Annotated in this window: 16 protein-coding genes; 7 read left to right on the top strand and 9 right to left on the bottom strand. The window is 73.5% G+C overall.

The window, feature by feature from the left end:
• Nucleotides 1–25 precede the first annotated feature (25 nt).
• A complete protein-coding gene (locus ACIBCT_RS20660; protein WP_399190755.1) occupies nt 26–355 on the bottom strand; it encodes a hypothetical protein in 330 nt (109 codons plus the stop codon).
• Between the two features lie 169 nt (nt 356–524).
• Here ACIBCT_RS20660 and ACIBCT_RS20655 point away from each other — a divergent pair, with 169 nt between their 5' ends.
• A complete protein-coding gene (locus ACIBCT_RS20655; protein ID WP_399190753.1) occupies nt 525–1,205 on the top strand; it encodes an RNA polymerase sigma factor in 681 nt (226 codons plus the stop codon).
• Complete coding sequence (locus tag ACIBCT_RS20650; RefSeq protein WP_399190751.1) at nt 1,202–2,374, top strand: CU044_5270 family protein; 1,173 nt, start codon at nt 1,202–1,204, stop codon at nt 2,372–2,374. Before ACIBCT_RS20655 ends, ACIBCT_RS20650 begins: the two co-directional genes overlap by 4 nt.
• Nucleotides 2,375–2,504: 130 nt before the next feature.
• On the opposite strand, the gene ACIBCT_RS20645 is transcribed toward ACIBCT_RS20650, so the two are convergent.
• Nucleotides 2,505–3,089: a hypothetical protein gene (locus tag ACIBCT_RS20645; RefSeq protein WP_399190749.1), complete on the bottom strand. Its 585-nt coding sequence runs from the start codon at nt 3,087–3,089 to the stop codon at nt 2,505–2,507.
• Between the two features lie 93 nt (nt 3,090–3,182).
• Here ACIBCT_RS20645 and ACIBCT_RS20640 point away from each other — a divergent pair, with 93 nt between their 5' ends.
• Entirely contained in the window at nt 3,183–3,866 is a 684-nt protein-coding gene (locus tag ACIBCT_RS20640) for a response regulator transcription factor (protein ID WP_399190747.1), read from the top strand.
• A complete protein-coding gene (locus ACIBCT_RS20635; RefSeq protein ID WP_399190745.1) occupies nt 3,863–5,173 on the top strand; it encodes a sensor histidine kinase in 1,311 nt (436 codons plus the stop codon). Before ACIBCT_RS20640 ends, ACIBCT_RS20635 begins: the two co-directional genes overlap by 4 nt.
• Here the strand turns inward: ACIBCT_RS20635 and ACIBCT_RS20630 are convergent.
• Together ACIBCT_RS20630 and ACIBCT_RS20625 are read right to left on the bottom strand one after the other, a co-directional pair.
• The gene (locus tag ACIBCT_RS20630; RefSeq protein WP_399191268.1) at nt 5,136–7,010 is read right to left on the bottom strand and encodes a CheR family methyltransferase; all 1,875 of its coding nucleotides are present in this window, start codon (nt 7,008–7,010) and stop codon (nt 5,136–5,138) included. The genes ACIBCT_RS20635 and ACIBCT_RS20630 overlap by 38 nt on opposite strands.
• 21 nt (nt 7,011–7,031) lie before the next feature.
• Nucleotides 7,032–8,045: a chemotaxis protein CheB gene (locus ACIBCT_RS20625; RefSeq protein ID WP_399190743.1), complete on the bottom strand. Its 1,014-nt coding sequence runs from the start codon at nt 8,043–8,045 to the stop codon at nt 7,032–7,034.
• Between the two features lie 99 nt (nt 8,046–8,144).
• Here ACIBCT_RS20625 and ACIBCT_RS20620 point away from each other — a divergent pair, with 99 nt between their 5' ends.
• Nucleotides 8,145–9,167, top strand: coding sequence for an STAS domain-containing protein (locus ACIBCT_RS20620; RefSeq protein ID WP_399190741.1), 1,023 nt, complete (start codon nt 8,145–8,147; stop codon nt 9,165–9,167).
• A gap of 302 nt (nt 9,168–9,469) precedes the next feature.
• On the top strand, nt 9,470–10,165 hold the full coding sequence (locus ACIBCT_RS20615) for a hypothetical protein (protein ID WP_399190739.1): 696 nt from the start codon (nt 9,470–9,472) through the stop codon (nt 10,163–10,165).
• A gap of 39 nt (nt 10,166–10,204) precedes the next feature.
• On the opposite strand, the gene ACIBCT_RS20610 is transcribed toward ACIBCT_RS20615, so the two are convergent.
• Nucleotides 10,205–10,831, bottom strand: a complete 627-nt coding sequence (locus ACIBCT_RS20610; protein ID WP_399190737.1) for an HNH endonuclease family protein — start codon at nt 10,829–10,831, stop codon at nt 10,205–10,207.
• 343 nt (nt 10,832–11,174) lie between these two features.
• Here ACIBCT_RS20610 and ACIBCT_RS20605 point away from each other — a divergent pair, with 343 nt between their 5' ends.
• Nucleotides 11,175–11,615, top strand: a complete 441-nt coding sequence (locus tag ACIBCT_RS20605; protein WP_399190735.1) for a peptidase inhibitor family I36 protein — start codon at nt 11,175–11,177, stop codon at nt 11,613–11,615.
• Nucleotides 11,616–11,680: 65 nt separating this feature from the next.
• Here the strand turns inward: ACIBCT_RS20605 and ACIBCT_RS20600 are convergent, their stop codons facing one another.
• The 4 genes from ACIBCT_RS20600 to miaA all read right to left on the bottom strand — a co-directional run bounded on the left by ACIBCT_RS20600 (nt 11,681) and on the right by miaA (nt 17,091).
• A complete protein-coding gene (locus ACIBCT_RS20600) occupies nt 11,681–12,439 on the bottom strand; it encodes an SDR family NAD(P)-dependent oxidoreductase (RefSeq protein ID WP_399190733.1) in 759 nt (252 codons plus the stop codon).
• Between the two features lie 148 nt (nt 12,440–12,587).
• Nucleotides 12,588–14,864, bottom strand: coding sequence for a tetratricopeptide repeat protein (locus tag ACIBCT_RS20595; protein WP_399190731.1), 2,277 nt, complete (start codon nt 14,862–14,864; stop codon nt 12,588–12,590).
• A 313-nt stretch (nt 14,865–15,177) separates the two neighbouring features.
• Nucleotides 15,178–15,984, bottom strand: coding sequence for a diaminopimelate epimerase (dapF, locus tag ACIBCT_RS20590; protein ID WP_399190729.1), 807 nt, complete (start codon nt 15,982–15,984; stop codon nt 15,178–15,180).
• A gap of 177 nt (nt 15,985–16,161) precedes the next feature.
• A complete protein-coding gene (gene miaA / locus ACIBCT_RS20585) occupies nt 16,162–17,091 on the bottom strand; it encodes a tRNA (adenosine(37)-N6)-dimethylallyltransferase MiaA (protein ID WP_399190727.1) in 930 nt (309 codons plus the stop codon).
• Between the last annotated feature and the right edge of the window lie 22 nt (nt 17,092–17,113).

Genomic DNA, 17,113 nt, shown 5'->3' with positions numbered 1-17,113 from the left:
ACTCACGGTAGAACGAAAGCAGTGCCTAAGCGACTGTTTCCTTGGAGACCACGGACAGCGGCTTGGACTCGGCGTCGTCGGCCCCGGAGAAGTCGAAGGTCCGCTGGCCGAACGGGTAGGAGAAGCCCCGGTCGCCGGGGCCGAGCAGCGTGGCGCCGCTGGAGGGGTTGATGCACTTCTCGAACTTGATGGCCTCGAACGTGCCGCCGGCGTAGTGCAGGACGACCTCGTCGGGCTGGGTGCTCACCCGGGAGCACGAGCTGAGGAGGAACGCGGAGATCACCAGCAGGACGACCACGAGGATCGACCCCTTCAGCAGCGGCCTCCGGTTGCCCGCGGCCTTCTGAGCACTCATCGTCTCTCCCTTTGCGCCCGTTTTCTGAAGGGGGATCCTAGTGGTGCCGGGGCGGGGACGACGTACCGCTCCGAAGGGTGGAACCCGTCCGGGACGGTCGGCGGAGTAGGGGTGGGAGCGCGGACGCGCTCCGGAAGGGATTCCCGATGACGACCGTACGGAACGGGTGGTGACACTGAGCCTCCCGCAACGGGCGTGGGCGCCTCCCGAGCCACCGCCCTCCGAGTCCCCGCCCTCCACGCTCGCGCCTTCCGAGTTCGCGCCTTCCGAGTCCCCGGCCTCCGCGTTCGCGGTCTCCGGGTCCCCGCCCCCCGACGACGCGACGCTGATCGGGCAGTCGCTGTCGGACCCCGACAGGTTCGCCGGCCTCTTCGACCGGCACGCCGGCGAGATCCACCGGTACGTGGCACGGCGGCTCGGCGACGTGACCACGGCCGACGACGTGACCGCCGAGACGTTCCTGGTGGCCTTCCGCAAGCGCGGCCGGTACGACCCCGGCCGCCTCGACGCCAGGCCCTGGCTGTACGGGATCGCCTCCAACCTGGTCTCCGGCCACCGCAGGGCCGAGACCCGCAGGCTGCGGGCGCTCGCCCGGCAGATCCCCGAGCGCGCGGCCGAGTTCGAGGAGCGCAGCGCCGAACGCGTCACCGCCGACCGCCTGCGGCCCGCGCTGGCCGCCGCCCTGGCCCGGCTCGGTTCCGCCGAGCGGGACCTGCTGCTCCTGGTGGCCTGGGCCGACCTGAGCTACGAGGAGGCCGCGCAGGCGCTCGGCATCCCGATCGGGACCGTCAGGTCCCGTCTCTCCCGCACCCGGACCAAGGTCCGCCGCCTTCTGGAGTCGCAGTCATGAACGAGGACGAGATCGAGCTGGTGGCCGCCCTCCGGCCCGAGGTGGCGCCGTACGACACCGAGGCCAGGCTGAAGGCACGCGGTCGGCTGCTCGCCGCGGGACGGCGGGACGCGCGGGGACCGCGGGCTGGGCGCCCTCCGGTACGCCGGCCCGCCTGGCGCGGCCCGTACGCGAGGGTGCTGGCCGGGGCGCTCGCGGTGGCAGCGGGGGCGACCGTGATCGTTCTGACCGGGGCCCCGGTCGACGCCCCGGCACCGGGCACGAGCGCGGGACGGGAGACCGTGACGGGCACGGGCGGGAGGACGGGCGGCGAGACGGTGGCGGCGATGCCCCGCTTCACCGTCGTCTCCGCGAGCGAGGTGCTCGACCGGGCCGCGCGGGCCGCGTCCAGGACCGACCTCGCGCCCCGCGACGACCAGTTCGTCAAGGTCGAGTCGCAGACGATGTACGGCGCGTTCGGCGAAGGGGCGGTGAACGTGGAGACGGGAAGGACCACCGGGCAGACCCGCTACCTCTACCGGACCAGGAGGACCATCTGGCTCTCCGCCGACGGGACGAGGGACGGGGTGCTGCGGGTCGAACACCTGGAGCCCAGGGCCTACCCGGGCTGGCCCGTTCCCCCGTCGGCCTACGAGGAGACCGGTGTGAAGACGATGCCGCTGGTGAGCTGCGGGGGCCTTCCCGACCACGCGCGTACCGACCACGCCGCGCTGAGGAGGCTGCCCACCGACCCCGAGGGGATGCGCGCCCACCTCTACACCGGGGACCGGGGCGGGGAGTCGAAGGACGAGGCGGCGTTCACCGCGGCGGGCGACATGCTCCGGGAGACCTACATGCCCCCGGCGCAGCGGGCGGCGCTGTTCAAGGCGGTGGGCACCATCCCCGGGGTCGAGGCCACCGGGCGGGCACCGGACGCGGCCGGACGGGAGGGCGTCGGCGTGGGCCGGGTCGGCCTGGACGGCGTCCGGCACGAGCTGATCTTCGACTCCGAGACGTACGAGCTGCTCGGCGAGCGCGGGATCGTGGTGGACGCCAAGGCCGCGGGATCTCCCGTGGGGAGCCTGGTCGCCTCGACCGCCCAGCTCTCGGTCGGCGTGGCCGACGAGGCGCCCGGTGTGGAGGAGGTGGGGGCGGAGGAGAAGAAGGCCGGCTGCGGTGGCGGCGGCTGACGCCCCTCACCGGCCGCGCCCGTCTCCCGGGGGTCTCGCGATCGGCCGATGACGGCCGGTCTCGTCGGAGGACGGACCCGGCGTCTCCGAGGGCGGGCGCGTCCGGAGGCCGGACAGGACCCGAGGCGGGTCAGCCGCGGACGTGGTGGGCGGGAGAGCCGTCGGCCGAGCAGTACACCTCGACCTTGAGCTCCCGCTCCTCCGACTCGAACTCGGCGTGGGCCCGGCTCGCGGGGCCGCGTTCGACGTCGTCGGCCTGGAACCCCTGGGCCGGGCTCCACGACCGGAGCGTGACCAGGCCGTCCTGGCACCGGGCGATGATCCGCCCGCCCACCGTGTCGATCACGCCGCTCTTCCCCGCGGGCGCGGGAGGCGCGGTGGAGGCGGCGGGCCCGGGGGTGACGGTCACCGTGACGGTCGGCGCGGGAACGGCCGGTGTGGGAACGCCCCGGGGGCCGGGGGCCGCGGTACGGGCGGACGGGGTCGCGGGAACCGTCCCCGAGGGCGTGCCGGAGGTCCCCGCCGGGGCGGGGAGGGCGTCGGGCCGGGAGGAGGCCAGGGCGAGCGCCTCGTCCACCTCGGCGGCCGACAGCGGTCGCAGGCCGGTGTCCGTCAGCGGTTCACCGAGCCGGTCGATCACGGCCACCCCCGCCCCGACGGCGAGGAGGCCGGTGACCAGCCAGCCGGTCACGGCCAGTAGGAGACGCCTGCGCATGCGCCCAGCCTGCCACCTCCCGCGATAAGAGGAGGTTAAGGGGCCGATAACCGGCTTCCGGTGCCGCCCGGAAGGGGACTAACGTGGCGGCAAATGTCGAACGTGCTGCTCATCGAGGACGACGCCGCGATCCGCACCTCCCTCACCCGGGGCCTGCGCGACCGCGGCCACGCCGTGTCGTCCGCCCCGGCCGCCCTCGACGGCCTGCGGCTGGCCGTCGAGGAACGTCCCGACCTGGTCGTGCTCGACCTCGGCCTGCCCGACCTGGACGGGGCCGACCTGCTGCGGATGCTGCGCGCGGTGAGCCGGGTCCCGGTGATCGTGGCGACCGCGCGCGACGGCGACGCGGAGATGGTCAGGCTGCTGGACGCGGGCGCCGACGACTACGTGGTCAAGCCGTTCAGCGCGGCCCAGCTCGACGCCCGGATCCGGGCGGTGCTGCGGCGGACCGCGGGCGAGGACCGGGCCGACAGCTCGGTCACCGTCGGGGGGCTGCGGATCGACCCGCGCTCCCGGGAGGCGACCCTGGACGGAACCGCGCTGGACCTCAGCCCGCGGGAGTTCGACCTGCTCCACTACCTGGCCGCCCGGCCCGGCGAGGTCGTCACCAAGCGGGAGCTGCTCACCCACGTCTGGCAGATCCCCTACGGGGGCGCCGACAAGACCGTGGACGTCCACCTGTCGTGGCTGCGCCGCAAGCTGGGCGAGACCTCCCAGGAGCCCCGCTACCTGCACACCGTCAGGGGTGTCGGCGTGCGGCTGGCCGCTCCGGCATGAGGCGCTGGCTGACCCTGCTGGTCGCGGCGACCACCTCCCTGGTGCTGATCGCGCTGCTGGTCCCGCTGGCGCTGCTGGTCCGCACGGTGGCGGCGGGCGCGGCGGTCGGCGAGGCCGAGAGCGAGGCCCAGTCGGTCGCGGTGGCGGTCGGCGCGGTGGACGCCGAGACCCTGTGGCTCACCGTCGAGCAGGCCGCGCACCCGGTCACCGTCTTCCTCCCCGACGGCCGGGTGGTCGGCGTGCCCGCGCCGCGCTCCGCCGCCGTGGAGCTGGCCTCGCTCGGCCGCAGCGTCACCGCCGCCGTGCCCGGCGGGCGGGAGATCCTGGTCGCCGTCCAGGGGGTCGCGCCCGGCGGTACGGCGGTGGTCCGCGTCTTCCTGGACGACGACCGGCTGACCAGGGGGGTGTTCCAGGTCTGGGCCGGGCTGGCCGCGCTCGGCCTGGCCCTGGTCGTGTTGGGCGTCCTGGTCGGCGACCGGCTGGCCCGCGCGGTGATCCGGCCGATCACCGCGCTGGCGGGGGTGTCGCACCGGCTCGCCTCCGGCGACCTGTCGGCCAGGACCGTGCCCGACGGCCCGCCCGAGGTGCACGCGGTCGGTGTCGCCCTCAACCACCTGGCCGAGCGGATCACCGGCCTGCTGGCCGAGGAGCGCGAGAGCGTCGCCGACCTGTCCCACCGGCTGCGGACCCCGCTGACCGGGCTGAGGCTGGAGGCCGAGTCGCTGGCCGACCCGGAGGAGTCGGCCAGGATCGAGGCCCGGGTGGACGCCCTGGAACGCGCCGTGACCTCGGTGATCACCGAGGCCAGGCGGCGGGCGCGGGGCCGGGCCGAGTGCGACGCGGCCGCGGTGACCGGCGCCAGGGTCGCGTTCTGGTCGGTGCTGGCCGAGGACCAGTCGCGGCACTTCACCCTCGACCTGGCGCCCGGACCGCTCCCGGTCGGGATCGCCGAGGACGAGCTGGCCGCCTGCGTGGACGCGCTGCTCGGCAACGTCTTCGCGCACACCCCGGAGGGGGTCTCGTTCTCCGTACGGCTGGAGGCGGTCACCGGTGGGGCGTCGCTGACCGTCTCCGACGCCGGTCCGGGCTTCGCCACGTCCGACCCGTCCAGGCGCGGCGAGAGCGGGGCCGACTCGACCGGGCTGGGCCTGGACATCGCCCGCCGTACGGCCGAGTCCGCGGGCGGCTCGCTCTCGCTGCGCGCCTCCGCGCAGGGCGGGGCGGAGGTGGTGCTGTTCCTGCGTGCCTGGAACGCCGGGGAGCGGCCGGTCAGCCCGGTTCCTGCGGGAGGAGGTTCATCACCATGATCACGCCGTGCGGCGCCTGGTCGTCGGTGCACAGCGGGGAGAGCACGACGCCGATCCGGGCGGGCCTGCCCCTGCGGTTCACGCCGTCCAGGACGACGGCCTCGCGGCGGCCGTTGCCGTTCCCCGTGGCCGGCGTCTCGTCCAGGGTGCGCTGCACCTGGGAGAGGATCCCCTCCAGCGGCAGGCCGATGTCCAGGGCGGCCAGCCGGCAGCCGATCGCCTCGTCCGCGCGCAGCCCCCACAGCTCCTCGGCCCCCGGGCTCCAGACCAGCACCCGCAGCTCGGTGTCGACCACGGCCACGGCGTCACCGAGGCTGCGCACCACCGAGGAGACCAGGACGGTGGCCCGCCTGAGCTCGTCACTGCGCGCGTTCAGGGTGTCGTTGATCTGCTGGAGCTCGTCGTTGGTCGACTGGAGCTCCTCGTTCATCGTCTCCAGTTCCTCGTTGGTGGACTGGAGCTCCTCGTTGGTGGTCTCCAGTTCCTCGTTGGTGGACTGGAGTTCCTCGTTGGTGGTCTCCAGCTCCTCGTTGGTCGACTGCAGCTCCTCGTAGGCGTGCTCCAGCTCCCTGTTGGTCTGCTCCAGCCGGTCGCGGAGCTGCCGGTAGCGCGTCACGTCGTGGAAGTTGACGCCCACGCCCACCAGCTCGCCGCCCGGGTCCGTCAGGGGGACGACGGCGATGTCGAAGAAGCTGGTCTCGGGCGCGTTCGGCCGGTGCCAGGCCACGTCCTGCAGCTCGGCGACGCGCAGGTCCTGCTCCACCTGCTCGATCACCGAGCGGAGCTCGACCGGCCGGTAGGACACCTCCAGGTCCTGGAAGGGACGGCCGATGTCGCGCGGGTTGAGGTTGAACAGCAGCTCGGCGCGGGTGTTGGCCAGCGCGAGGTTGCGGGAGCGGTCGAGCGCGATCTGCGCGACCGGGCCGGTGGCCAGCGCCGCCGCCTGCAGCACCGTGTGCCGCACGTACGGGCGGGCCGGCGGGCTCTCCGCGCCGGCCGCCCAGGCGGTGCGGTCGGCGGCCACGGGAGCGCCGACCTTCTTGAACAACCTCATCCTGAGGTTCACCGGCTCGAACCTGTCACCGTGGTTGAGCAGCATCTCGGCCTTGCCCAGGAAGAGGTAGCCGGGGTCGGCGAGCGCGAAGTGGAACCGGCGGACGATGCTGAGCTGGGTCTCGCCGTTGAAGTACATCAGCGTGTTGCGGGCCAGCAGCAGGTCCACCCGGGAGATCGGCGCGTCGCGGGTGAGGTCGTTGCGGCCGAAGATCAGCTGACGGCGCAGGTCGCGCCGGAACGCGAACCCGGCCTCCACCGGCTCGAAGTAGGTGTCGCGCATCCCGTCCGGCAGCTCGGCGAGCTGGCGCTCGGAGTAGACGGCCGCGCGCGCCGTCTGCAGGGCCTTCTCGTCCAGGTCGGTGGCGTAGATCTTCACCCGCTCGCGGAACTCGTCGACGCCGAGCTCCTCGGCCAGCACCATCGCCAGGCTGTACGCCTCCTCGCCGGTGGCGCAGCCCGCGCTCCACACCCGGATCCCCGCGCCCTGCCTCTTGCTCGCCAGCAGGTCCGGGATCACGCTCTCGCGGAGCGTCTGCCAGGCGGCCGGGTCACGGAGGAAGGCGGTGACGTTGATCAGCAGGCTGTCGAAGAGCTGATTGAACTCCTCCGGCTCCAGCTCCAGATAATCCCTGTATTCGCCATAATCGTGGAGTTTCAACGCCTCCAAACGCCTGCTGATACGGCGCATGAGGGTGGTGCGCTTGTATCCCGTGAAGTCGAAGCCGCGCGTTTCCTTGAGCATGGCGAGCAGATCGTCGAATTCACGTTCGTCATCGGGCATCACGGTGTCAGCCTAGGCCCGTCACACGCCGTGTGAAACAAGGTCGTCACCGGCACTGTCGATGCGGCCCTGGAGCATCCGCATCGTCACCAGTGCCCGCTCGGTCTCCTCGGCGTCCTGCCGCAGCCGCCGCGACGAGTGGCTCCTCCCCCGCGACTCGGCACGCTCCACCATGCGGCCGAGCAGGCGCAACCGCTCCTCCAGCCGCAGGATCGCCGTCCACAGCGCCCGTTCCACGGCCTCGGCCTGCCCCGCCGCGAGCCCCTGCGAGGTCCAGGCGTGGCCCACCCGGCACCCGTAGTACGTCTCGGGTCCCGTCGCCGCCTCGTACACCGGGCCGCCGCACTCGGGGCAGCTCAGCGCGGTGAGATCCCCCTCGTGCGCCTCGTGCCCGGCGGCGAGCAGGTAGCGGGAGACCTCCTGCCCGACGCTTTCGTCCCTGTCGAAGCCCCCGGTGACGGGGGTGCGGCTCTGCCGCACGATCCATCCGGCGATCTCCCGTACGGGGAGGCTCTCCACGTTCCCGGTCGCGGCCAGGGCCGCCCGGGGCATGCCGTCGAACGTGCTCTCCCCCGGGTCCTGGACGGCGACGGCGCCGCCGTGGCGCTCCACGACCGAACATCCCCTGGCCCCGTCGTCGAGCGTGCCGCTCAGCACGACGGCGAGCGTGCGGGGACCTCCCTCCAGCGCCGCGCTGAGGAAGAGCGGGTCGGCGGCCGGCCGGTGCCCGTTGTAACGGGGGCCGCGCACCAGCCTGATCGCCCCGTCCTTGACCAGAAGGTGACGGTCGGGAGGCGCGACATGGACACGGCCGTGCAGCAGCGCCTCCCCGTCCCGGGCCGCGGTGACGGGCAGCGGCCCGGCCCGGTCCAGGATGCCGGCCAGCGCGCTCTCACCGCGCGCGGGCAGATGGAGCACCACCAGCACGGTGGCGGCGAGGTCGGCGGGAAGCTCCGCCATCAGGGTGCGCAACGCCTCCACGCCGCCCGCCGAGGCGGCGACGACCACCAGGTCACGTCCGTTCGAAGCTTCCACGTTCGGCCTCTATCCAGCCTGGGTCCATTCATACTGGGAACCACGAAATTATCGGCGGAGCCTGAAAACCCCGGTGAAGGGTATGGCCACCATATGGACATGTCGGTCTATGTCGTTCACCAGTACGGCGACACGGCCCTGATCGCCGTGCTGGGTGAGATGGACGCCTTCAACTGTTCGCTCCTCGATTCGGTGCTGGAGTCCCTGATGGCGGAGGGCGCCCGTCACATCCTGGTGGACGCCAGCGAGCTGATCTTCTGCGACGTCAGCGGCGCCCGGGCGCTGGAGCGGGCACACCGGCGTCTCCGCACGCTCGGAGGGGAGTTGTTCGTCGTCCCCTCCCCGGCCACCGGCCGGCTGTTCACCATCCTGTGGGGAGCACAGGAGCCCGGCCATCCCGGCCTGGTGTCCACCCCCGACCCGGGCGAGTTCTCCGACATCCCGTCGCTTCCCTCGCGGCACGTCCCGAGCCTGCGCCGCGTCGGCACCGGACGCCGCGTCGGCACCGAGCGCCGCGTCGGCACCGAGCGCCGCGTCGGCACCGAGCGCCGCGTCGGCACCGAGCGCCGCGTCGGCACCGAGCGCCGCGCGCGGTGGAACTCCGTCCCACCGGCCGCGGCCGTCCTGCAGGAGACGTCCGATGGCGAGACCGACCCTCCCGTCCCGCCGACCACCGCCTTCCCGAAGGATCGTGTCCCGGACGATCACGGCCCGGATCGCCCCGGCCCGAGGGACCCCGCCACGTCCGGCACGTCCGCCCCGGTCACCCCGGCCCTCCCCGTCCCCCCTTCCTCTCCCGTCGCCGACGAGAGCACCGCTCCCTCCGGCGCATCGGTGTCCATGGACGAGATCTCGCGGATCGCGGAGATCCTGGGGATGGCGGAGCTCCCGAAGGACGCGTACACCGGCCGCGTGCCGCACCCGGCCCTGGAGAGAGCGGCGCGGCTGAGGCGGGAGGCGGCGGCGCGCCTGGAGACGCTGCAGCACCGCACCCGGACGACCGGACTGAAGCTGGCCGAGATGCACGACCGCCGGCTCACCATGAAAGCCGAGCGGGAAGCCCATATCGCAGCGCGCGCCGCGGTACGGCTGGCGTGCGACGACCTGACTCCCGCGAAATGAGGCGGTCCGTTCGCGAGTTCACCGCCTCGGCCGTGCCGGAGGCCCGGAGGGGCCGGGAGACGGGCCGGGGCGAGCCGGGACAGGGCAGGAAATGGCGCGACGTGACGTGACGGGGATCGACGCCCGCCGGGCCGTGGCCCGTCCTCGCGGTCCGGCACGGTGTCCGGGTCCTCTCGGCGCGGGTCGCCGTAGGGGTCGATGTCGCCGGGCATGACGGGCCGTGCGGCCCGGCAGTGGGCCCCGGTCCGGCAGTGGGCCCCCCGGCGCGGGTTACCGGAGGCCGGAACGGAAAGCATGAGGGCATGGCCAGTGGTCCCGAGCCCCGCGACAGTCCCGACCCCCACCCCCGTGACGAGCCGGTCGGCGGTTCCGGCGGGCAGCGTGACCGGGAGGGACGGAGCGAGCGCGCCCGCGAGCGCGTCGAGCAGGCCGCCGAGCGGGGCGAGCAGGCCGCCCGGCGCCGGGACGAGCTCTTCGACGACGCGTCCGCTCCCGCGCCCGGTTCCGATGAACGGCTGGCCCGCGCCGACGCCCGGCTGCGACAGGCGCGCTCTCGTGCCGACCAGGCCGGAGAGCGCGCGGTGGCCGGTTACCGGTCCGCCGCGCGAGCGCACAGGGACGCGGCCGAGGGTCACGAGCTGGCCGCGGCGTCGGGGAGCGGCGACGCGGAGGATCACCGGCTCCGGGCCGTGGACCACCTGTACAAGGCCGCAGCCGACGAGCACCGGGCGACCATGGCCGAGCAGACCGGCACGACCGGACGCACCCGGCGTGCCGAACGCGCCGAAGAGGCGGGGCGCGCGGGAGAGGCCGAGCGGGCCGGAGAAACCGGACGGGCCGAGGACACCGGACGGGCCGAGGACACCGAGCGGACCGGGGACACCGAGCGGACCGAGGACGCAGAACGGCCCCAAGAGGCCGAGCGGGCCGAAGAAGCCGGGCGTCCGGAGGGATCGGGCCGGGCCCCGGGGCGGGATCCGGGGCGGGCCGCACCCTGAACGCGCCGGCCCGGTCGCGGGCGGTCCGGCCCGTCCGCCTCAGCAGGACTTGAGCACGCCCTCCATGGCGTCCCTCTCCGCGGACGTCACCCAGAGGTCGTACTTGATCTTCACCCGGATCTGGCGCTCGACATAGGGGCACCGGTAGGCGCGGCGCGGCGGCAGCCAGGTGGCCGCGTCCCCCGCGCCCTTCTGGCCGTTCAGCGGACCGTCCACGGCCATCAGGTTCAGCGGGTCGTTGGCCAGTTCCCTGCGCTTGGACGCGCTCAGCTGCTGGGCGCCCTTCTGCCAGGCGTCGGCGAGCGCGATCACGTGGTCGATCTGCACCGCCATGCTGCTCCTGGTCCCGCGTTCGAACTTTATGGTCTTGCCGCTGTAGGGGTCCTCCAGGACGCCGGACTGCACGACGCAGCCGTCCTCACCCTTCCTGAAGGTCTCCTCCTTCAGGTCCCGGATGAGGATGTCGTTGCGGGTGTCGCAGCCGTTCCCGTCGACGTCCGACCACGCCGGCCCGAACTTGTCGCGGTCGTATCCGGTCATCGGGGCACGGCCCTTGACCTGGAGCTTCTTCAGATCCTTGAGGGTGGCGGACGCGGTCTTCCCGTCTCCGGAGGAGCCCGCCCCACCGTCCGACCCACCGGGTGCCGGGCCGCAGCCCGCGATCACGAACCCTACCGTCGCTACGGCCACACCCCGTGCCAGCGCAGCCCGCACCATGCCACCCCTCACCGCGTTCACCATCTCTGAAGTGGCAAATTATCCCAGATTCCAGCTCTTAATCGTAAAAGCCTCAAGCGCTCTTCCAAAGCGCCGAAGCCATTCTCCACCCCATTCATCTCTTTCCAGCATCTTTGTCCTGACCTGCCGTTATACCGATGGTGCGCCGGGAACCGAAGACGCCGACGCATGGAGTTTCACGCAGCGCCCCTATCGACCGCCCAAAGCGAGGGTGCTCTAATGACAAAGAACACTCACCGTCGGTGAGTGATCGGACACGGAGAGGATTCACATGCGTGAGATCTCGGCGCGTCGTCCCCGTCTCGCACGTGCCACGGCCGGGCTCGCCGTCGCCGCGAGCGCCCTGCTGTGCACCGGTACGGGCGCCTTCGCGGCGGTGGCCCCGGGCCGGGCGCCCGACGCCCGGCAGCCGGGGGTGGCCTGGCTCCCCGAAGGCTCGGCCTGCCCGTTCAACAGCCTCTGCCTCTACCGCGACCACGGTTTCGGCGGGCCCGCGTACAGCGTCCCGGCCGGTCACCCGGTCGAGCTGATCGACCTGTGGATGCCGGGCGGGACCGCCGTCGACGCCGTCTCGTCCTGGTTCAACAACACCGGTTACACCGTCTCGCTGATCGACCGCGACAGCACGAACCGCGCGCTCCCACCCGGCCACCCGCTGGAGGAACCGCCCGAGACCGACGACACCGCCGACGCCGTCGACTGGCTCTCCTGAACGGCCACCGGCACCGTCCGCCCTCCCGCCGCCCCGGTGGTGGCGGGAGGTTTCCGGGCGTCCGGTCAGGTGATCAGGATCCCGCCGTCGACCGGGATCACCGCACCGGTGACGTACGAGGCGGCGTCCGAGGCGAGGAAGATCGCGGCGGCGACGAGCTCGGCCGGGTCGCCGGCGCGCTTCATCAGCACCCGGTGCTCCAGCTGCAGGGCCAGGTACCCCTCGGCGTACTGCTCGGTCATCTCCGAGGCGAAGAACCCGGGCTCGACGCAGTTGACCCGGATGCCCCGGCGGCCCGTCCACTGCTGAGCGAGGTCGCGGGTGAGGCCGACCACCCCCGCCTTGGAGGCGCTGTAGGCGGCCTGCGGCAGACCCGCGGTCGTCTCCCCCAGGACGCTGCCGACGTTGACGATCGAGGAGCCCGGCCTCATGACCCAGGCGCAGGCCTGGGCCATCCAGTAGGTGCCGTGCAGGTTGACCTCCACGACCTGGCGGAACTGCTCGGGGGTCTCCCTGAGCGCCGGGACCGCGGTGCCCACACCGGCGTTGTTGATCAGGATGTCCACCGCGCCCAGCTCGGAGACCGCCGCGGAGACCAGGGCCTCGCAGTCCTGCGGGCTGGTCACGTCGGTGACGACGGCCACGCACCGCCTGCCGGTCTCCTCCACCAGGGCGCGGGTCTCCTCCAGCCGGTCCTTGCGGCGCGCTCCGATCGCGATGTCCGCGCCCGCCTCGGCCAGCCCCCTCGCGAACGCCACCCCCAGGCCCGAGGAGGCGCCGGTGACGATCGCGACCTTGCCGTCCAGCCGGAACCGTTCCAGCATTCCGTTCCTCCCTCGTCCACCCGATGTGCAGAACGAGATTCTAGAGGTCTACGGCGAACCGCCCGCGAGGGGATCCCTCACGGGCGGTTCGGACACCGGCCGGACACACGGGCGCGCGTCGCGGCTCGGAGCCGGGACGCGTCGCGTCCTACAGCCCGTACTCCTTGGTGATCCGCTCGTGCCGCTCCACCTCGACGTCGACGGTCCTGGCCAGGTCGAGCCAGGCCAGCGGGTGCACCCAGCGCTCGGTCGCGTCGTCCAGCAGCGCGTCGACCTCGACCGGGCTGACGTCCGGCGGCACCGCGATCCAGCCGAACACGCCGGGCAGCGGCTCGCCCGAGGTCGGGTGGGTGACGGTGTAGTCGTCGTCGCTGTAGACCCACATCGGCCAGCCGCGCTCGGCCAGGACCTCGTTGAACTCCGTCCAGTCGGCCTGGCTGGGGGCGGCGCCGTCGAAGAACCAGCTGGTGTAGCCACCGGGACGGAGCATGCTGACCGCGGCGAAGGGCGGGACGAAGTTCTCCTGCTCCTCGGGCGTCTCCGGGATCGGCTCCAGCAGCTGCGGCTCGAACACGACCAGGTCACCGGCGTTGTACTCCATGCCGGGAGGCTGCGGGATGGCCAGGCGCGCGGTCGCGGGACCGGTGCGCACGCTCAGCACCTGGCGCTGGCTGCCGTCGGGGGCGGGAAGGATGATGCGCACCAGGCCCATCTCCTCCTCGATCGGCCCCTCGGTGGACTGGATCGGCATGCCGATCTTGGCGGCGCCCAGGCGCACGGTCTCCCAGTCCTCGCCGGCCGAGGCCATGACGACCATCCGCCAGACGTCCTGCTGCTCGATGTCCTCGGAGTCGATGCGGTCGCGCAGGATGGCCGCGCCCTTGGCGTTGTCGCCGAGCTGCTGCACGGCCGCGGACCACAGGCGGGCCGCCTCGATGCCCATCCCCTCGGCCGCGGCGGCCTCGCCCTCGGCCGCGGCCTGCTCCCAGCGCTCCCGCGCGGTGTGCAGGCGGCCCAGGGCCATGTGGCGCTGCCCGGCCGGGAGCCGCTCGGCCATCTGCTCCAGGCGCTCGTCCTGGCGGGCCTCGATGAGCAGGCTGCTGAGGTACGTGGAGTCCTGCGGGTCGGCGTTCTCGATGTCGCCGGACTCGACCAGCATGCTCCAGTAGATGTCGGCACCCCTGGCCGGGTAGCCGAGGAAGCCCAGCGTGGTGGTGTGGCGCCGGGTCGCCTCCAGGTCCCGGCCGGACAGCGGGGTCAGCCAGCCCACCCAGCGCTCGGGGTCGGCGTTGAAGCCGTCCGCGGCGTCGAAGTAGCCGACCAGCTCCGCCTCAGGTCCCGGGGCCGGGAGCGGGGTGGCCTCGTCGGCGGCGGCGCGCAGCGCGGCGATCCGCTCGGCCGTGTCACCGGGGCTCTTGAGCTCCCCGGCCGCCGAGTCGGCCAGGTCGGCCAGGAGGCGGGCCTGCCAGATCCCCTGGCGGGCGACGGCCAGGTGACCGGCGATGAGCGCCAGCTCGACCCTGGCCCGGTAGCCGCCCATCATGGCGAAGTAGTCGATCCACTGCTTGAGCACCCGGCCCAGCTGCCAGGTGTTGGTGATCTGGGCGGACCCGGCCAGCAGGCGGATGGCGTGCGACCACTCGACCCAGACGCGGGGGTGGTCGCCGACCACGTCGAGGTCGGGCAGCGCGTCGACGGCCTCCTGCACCCGGCCGAGGGTGGCGAGCACGAGCGCGCGGAGCACGCCTTCGCGGTGGGCCTTGGCCACCGGGTCGTCGGGCTTGAACCCGGCCGCGGCGTCGAGCGCGGTCAGCGCGTCCTCGGCGCGACCGGCGGCGAGCAGCGCGCGGGCCGAGGCCGCTCCCAGCTCCCAGCTCGCCTCGCGTCCCGCGCCGCCCAGCGTCTCCACGGCGGTCTCGGCGTGCAGGACGGCCTCCTGGGCGCGGCCCGCGTCGATCAGTGCCGCCACGTGGTGCTCGGCCACGGCGGAGAACGCCGGGGAGGCGGGCTCGACGTCCAGCGCCGACAGCGCGGTCAGCCGCTCGGTGGCGTACCCCGGCCCGTCGGTGTTCGCCTGGGCGACGGCCAGCGCCACGACGGCGCCGGGGGTGGCCGGGCACTCCCGGACGTCGTCACGCGCGGTGAACTCGACGAGCGTCTCGGCGTCGGCGAGCGCGACCGCCCCCTGCGCCCGGTCGCCCACGCGGCCGATCAGGTGCCAGTAGCGGGCGTAGAACTCCAGCCAGGGCAGTTGCAGGTTCTCCGCCTGCTGCGCGATCGCGGGCGCGAGCACGTCGAGCTGCGCGTACCGGCCCTCCAGGGCCTGCGCGGGAACATCTCCGATCGCCATGGCCAGACCGGTGTTACCTGCTTCGTGCAGTTGCCGCTGGGTGTCGCCCACCCAGGCCCAGATGTCCACGTCCATGGGACGTCAGTCTGCCAGGTCGGGGAGGATGCCCCAAACGACATGGCGTCCCGGGGAGCCGCGAGGACCCGCCGGGCGCGCGGCGCGGGCTCCCGCAGCGGTCGGTACGGCCGGTGCGCGTGGCCCGTGCGCGTGGGCCCGGGCGCGTCTCCGTGGGCCCCGGGTCGCGACCTCGCGACCACATCCGGCCACGCCCCGCGGTCACGGCCGGAGCGACCGGACCGGCCCGAGCGGCCCGAGCGGCCCGAGCGGTCCGAGCGGTCCGAGCGGCGCGAAGGGTCCGAGGCGGCCCGGACGGTCCGGAGCGCGAGGCTCAGAGCGTGAGCTCGCCGGACGCGACCAGGACGGCGGGCCCGGCCAGGTAGCTGGTGTCCTCGTCGAGGGTGACGGTGACGGTGCCGCCGAGCACCTCGACCGCCCAGGTGCCGGTGGTCTCACCGGCCAGCCGCGCGGCCGCCACGGCCGAGGCGACGGCTCCGGTGCCGCAGGAGCGCGTCTCCCCCGACCCGCGTTCGAAGACCCGCATGACGACCCTGCGCGTCCCGACCGGGTTGAGCAGCTCGACGTTGACCCCGGCGGGGAACACCTCGGGGTCGAACGCGGGAGCGCCGCTCAGGTCGAGCTGCGCCACCGGGTCGCCGATGACGCACGCCAGGTGCGGGTTGCCCATGTCGACGTGGATGCCCTCGTACCCGCGGCCGGCCACGGTCGCCCGGCTGGTGCCCAGCACGCGGGGCGGGCCCATGTCCACGGTCACGTCACCGGTCTCCGCCAGCCGCACGCGCCGGACCCCGCCCCGGGTGGCGACGGCGAACTCCCCGGGCGCGGCCAGCCCGGTGTCCACCAGGTAGCGGGCGAAGACCCGCGTCCCGTTGCCGCACATCTCGGCCATCCCGCCGTCGGCGTTGCGGTAGTCCATGAACCATTCGGCCTCGTCGGCCTGGGCGGCGACCTCCGGGCTGAGCTTCGTCCGCGTCACGCGGAGCACGCCGTCCGCGCCGATCCCGGCGCGGCGGTCGCACACCGCCGCCACGAACGCGGCGGACAACTCCAGCTCACCGTCCGGATCCGGGAGGATGACGAAGTCGTTCTCGGTGCCGTGCCCCTTCGCGAATCGCATGCCCCGACTCTATCGGGAGCCCTCCCCCGCACCGGAGACGCTCCACCCCACCGGGCTCCCCCGCCCTTCCGGGATCGGGCATCCCCGGCCCCGCCGGCCTCCCCGGTCCCAGCCGGCCTCCCCGGCCCCATCCCGACCCCCCGTCACCGGCCTCCCGTGACCCGTCGGGCCTCCGCCCTACGGGGCCTTTCCGGCCCCGTCGCCCCGGTGGATCGCGGCGAGCGCGCGCCGCAGGAGATCGGGTTCGCGCTGGGGCAGCCAGATCACCCGGGGATCGCGGCGGAACCACGACTCCTGGCGGCGGACGAACCTGCGCGTGGCCCTGATCGTCTCCTGCATGGCCTCCTCCTCGGTGCACTCCCCGCCGAGGAAGCGCAGCACCTGCGCGTACCCCAGGGCCCGGCTGGCCGTACGCCCCTCGGCGAGCCCGCGCGCGGCGAGCTCCCTGACCTCGGCCACCAGCCCGTCCCGCCACATGCGCTCGACCCGCGCCTCGACCCGGGCGTCCAGCACGTCCCTGGGCACCTCCACGCCGAGCTGGACGCTGTCGTAGACGGCGTCGTACGACGGCATGGTGGCCGAGAACGGCCGGCCGGAGATCTCGATGACCTCCAGGGCGCGGACGATCCTGCGGCCGTTGCCGGGCAGGATCGTCCCGGCCGCCTTCGGGTCGCGTTCGCGGAGCCTCCGGTAGAGGGGGTCGGGGCCGTGCAGGGCCAGTTCCTCCTCCAGCCGGGCACGGACGCGCGGGTCGGTGCCGGGGAACTCCAGGTCGTCCAGGGCGGCCCGCACGTACAGCCCGGAACCGCCCACCAGGATCGGCACCGTCCCGGCGGCACGCAGCCCGTCGATCAGCGGGCGGACCAGCGCCTGGTACTCGGCCACGCTGGCCGTCGTGGTCACGTCCCAGACGTCCAGCAGATGGTGCGGCACGCCACGGCGCTCCGCCACGGAGAGCTTGGCCGTCCCGATGTCCATTCCCCGGTAGAGCTGCATGGAGTCGGTGTTGATCACCTCGCCCCCGAGTTCGAGGGCGAGGTCCACGGCCAGGTCGGATTTACCGGCCGCGGTCGGGCCGACGACGGCGATGACGGGTAGCTGAGGCACAGGGCAAGTGTGCCAACTCCCC

Origin of the sequence: Streptosporangium sp. NPDC050855, from assembly GCF_044456585.1 — a bacterium.
In the GTDB taxonomy this organism is placed as follows: domain Bacteria; phylum Actinomycetota; class Actinomycetes; order Streptosporangiales; family Streptosporangiaceae; genus Streptosporangium; species Streptosporangium longisporum.
Note: the sequence above shows the minus strand (reverse complement) of the source record. Positions and strands in the feature narration are given on the sequence as shown.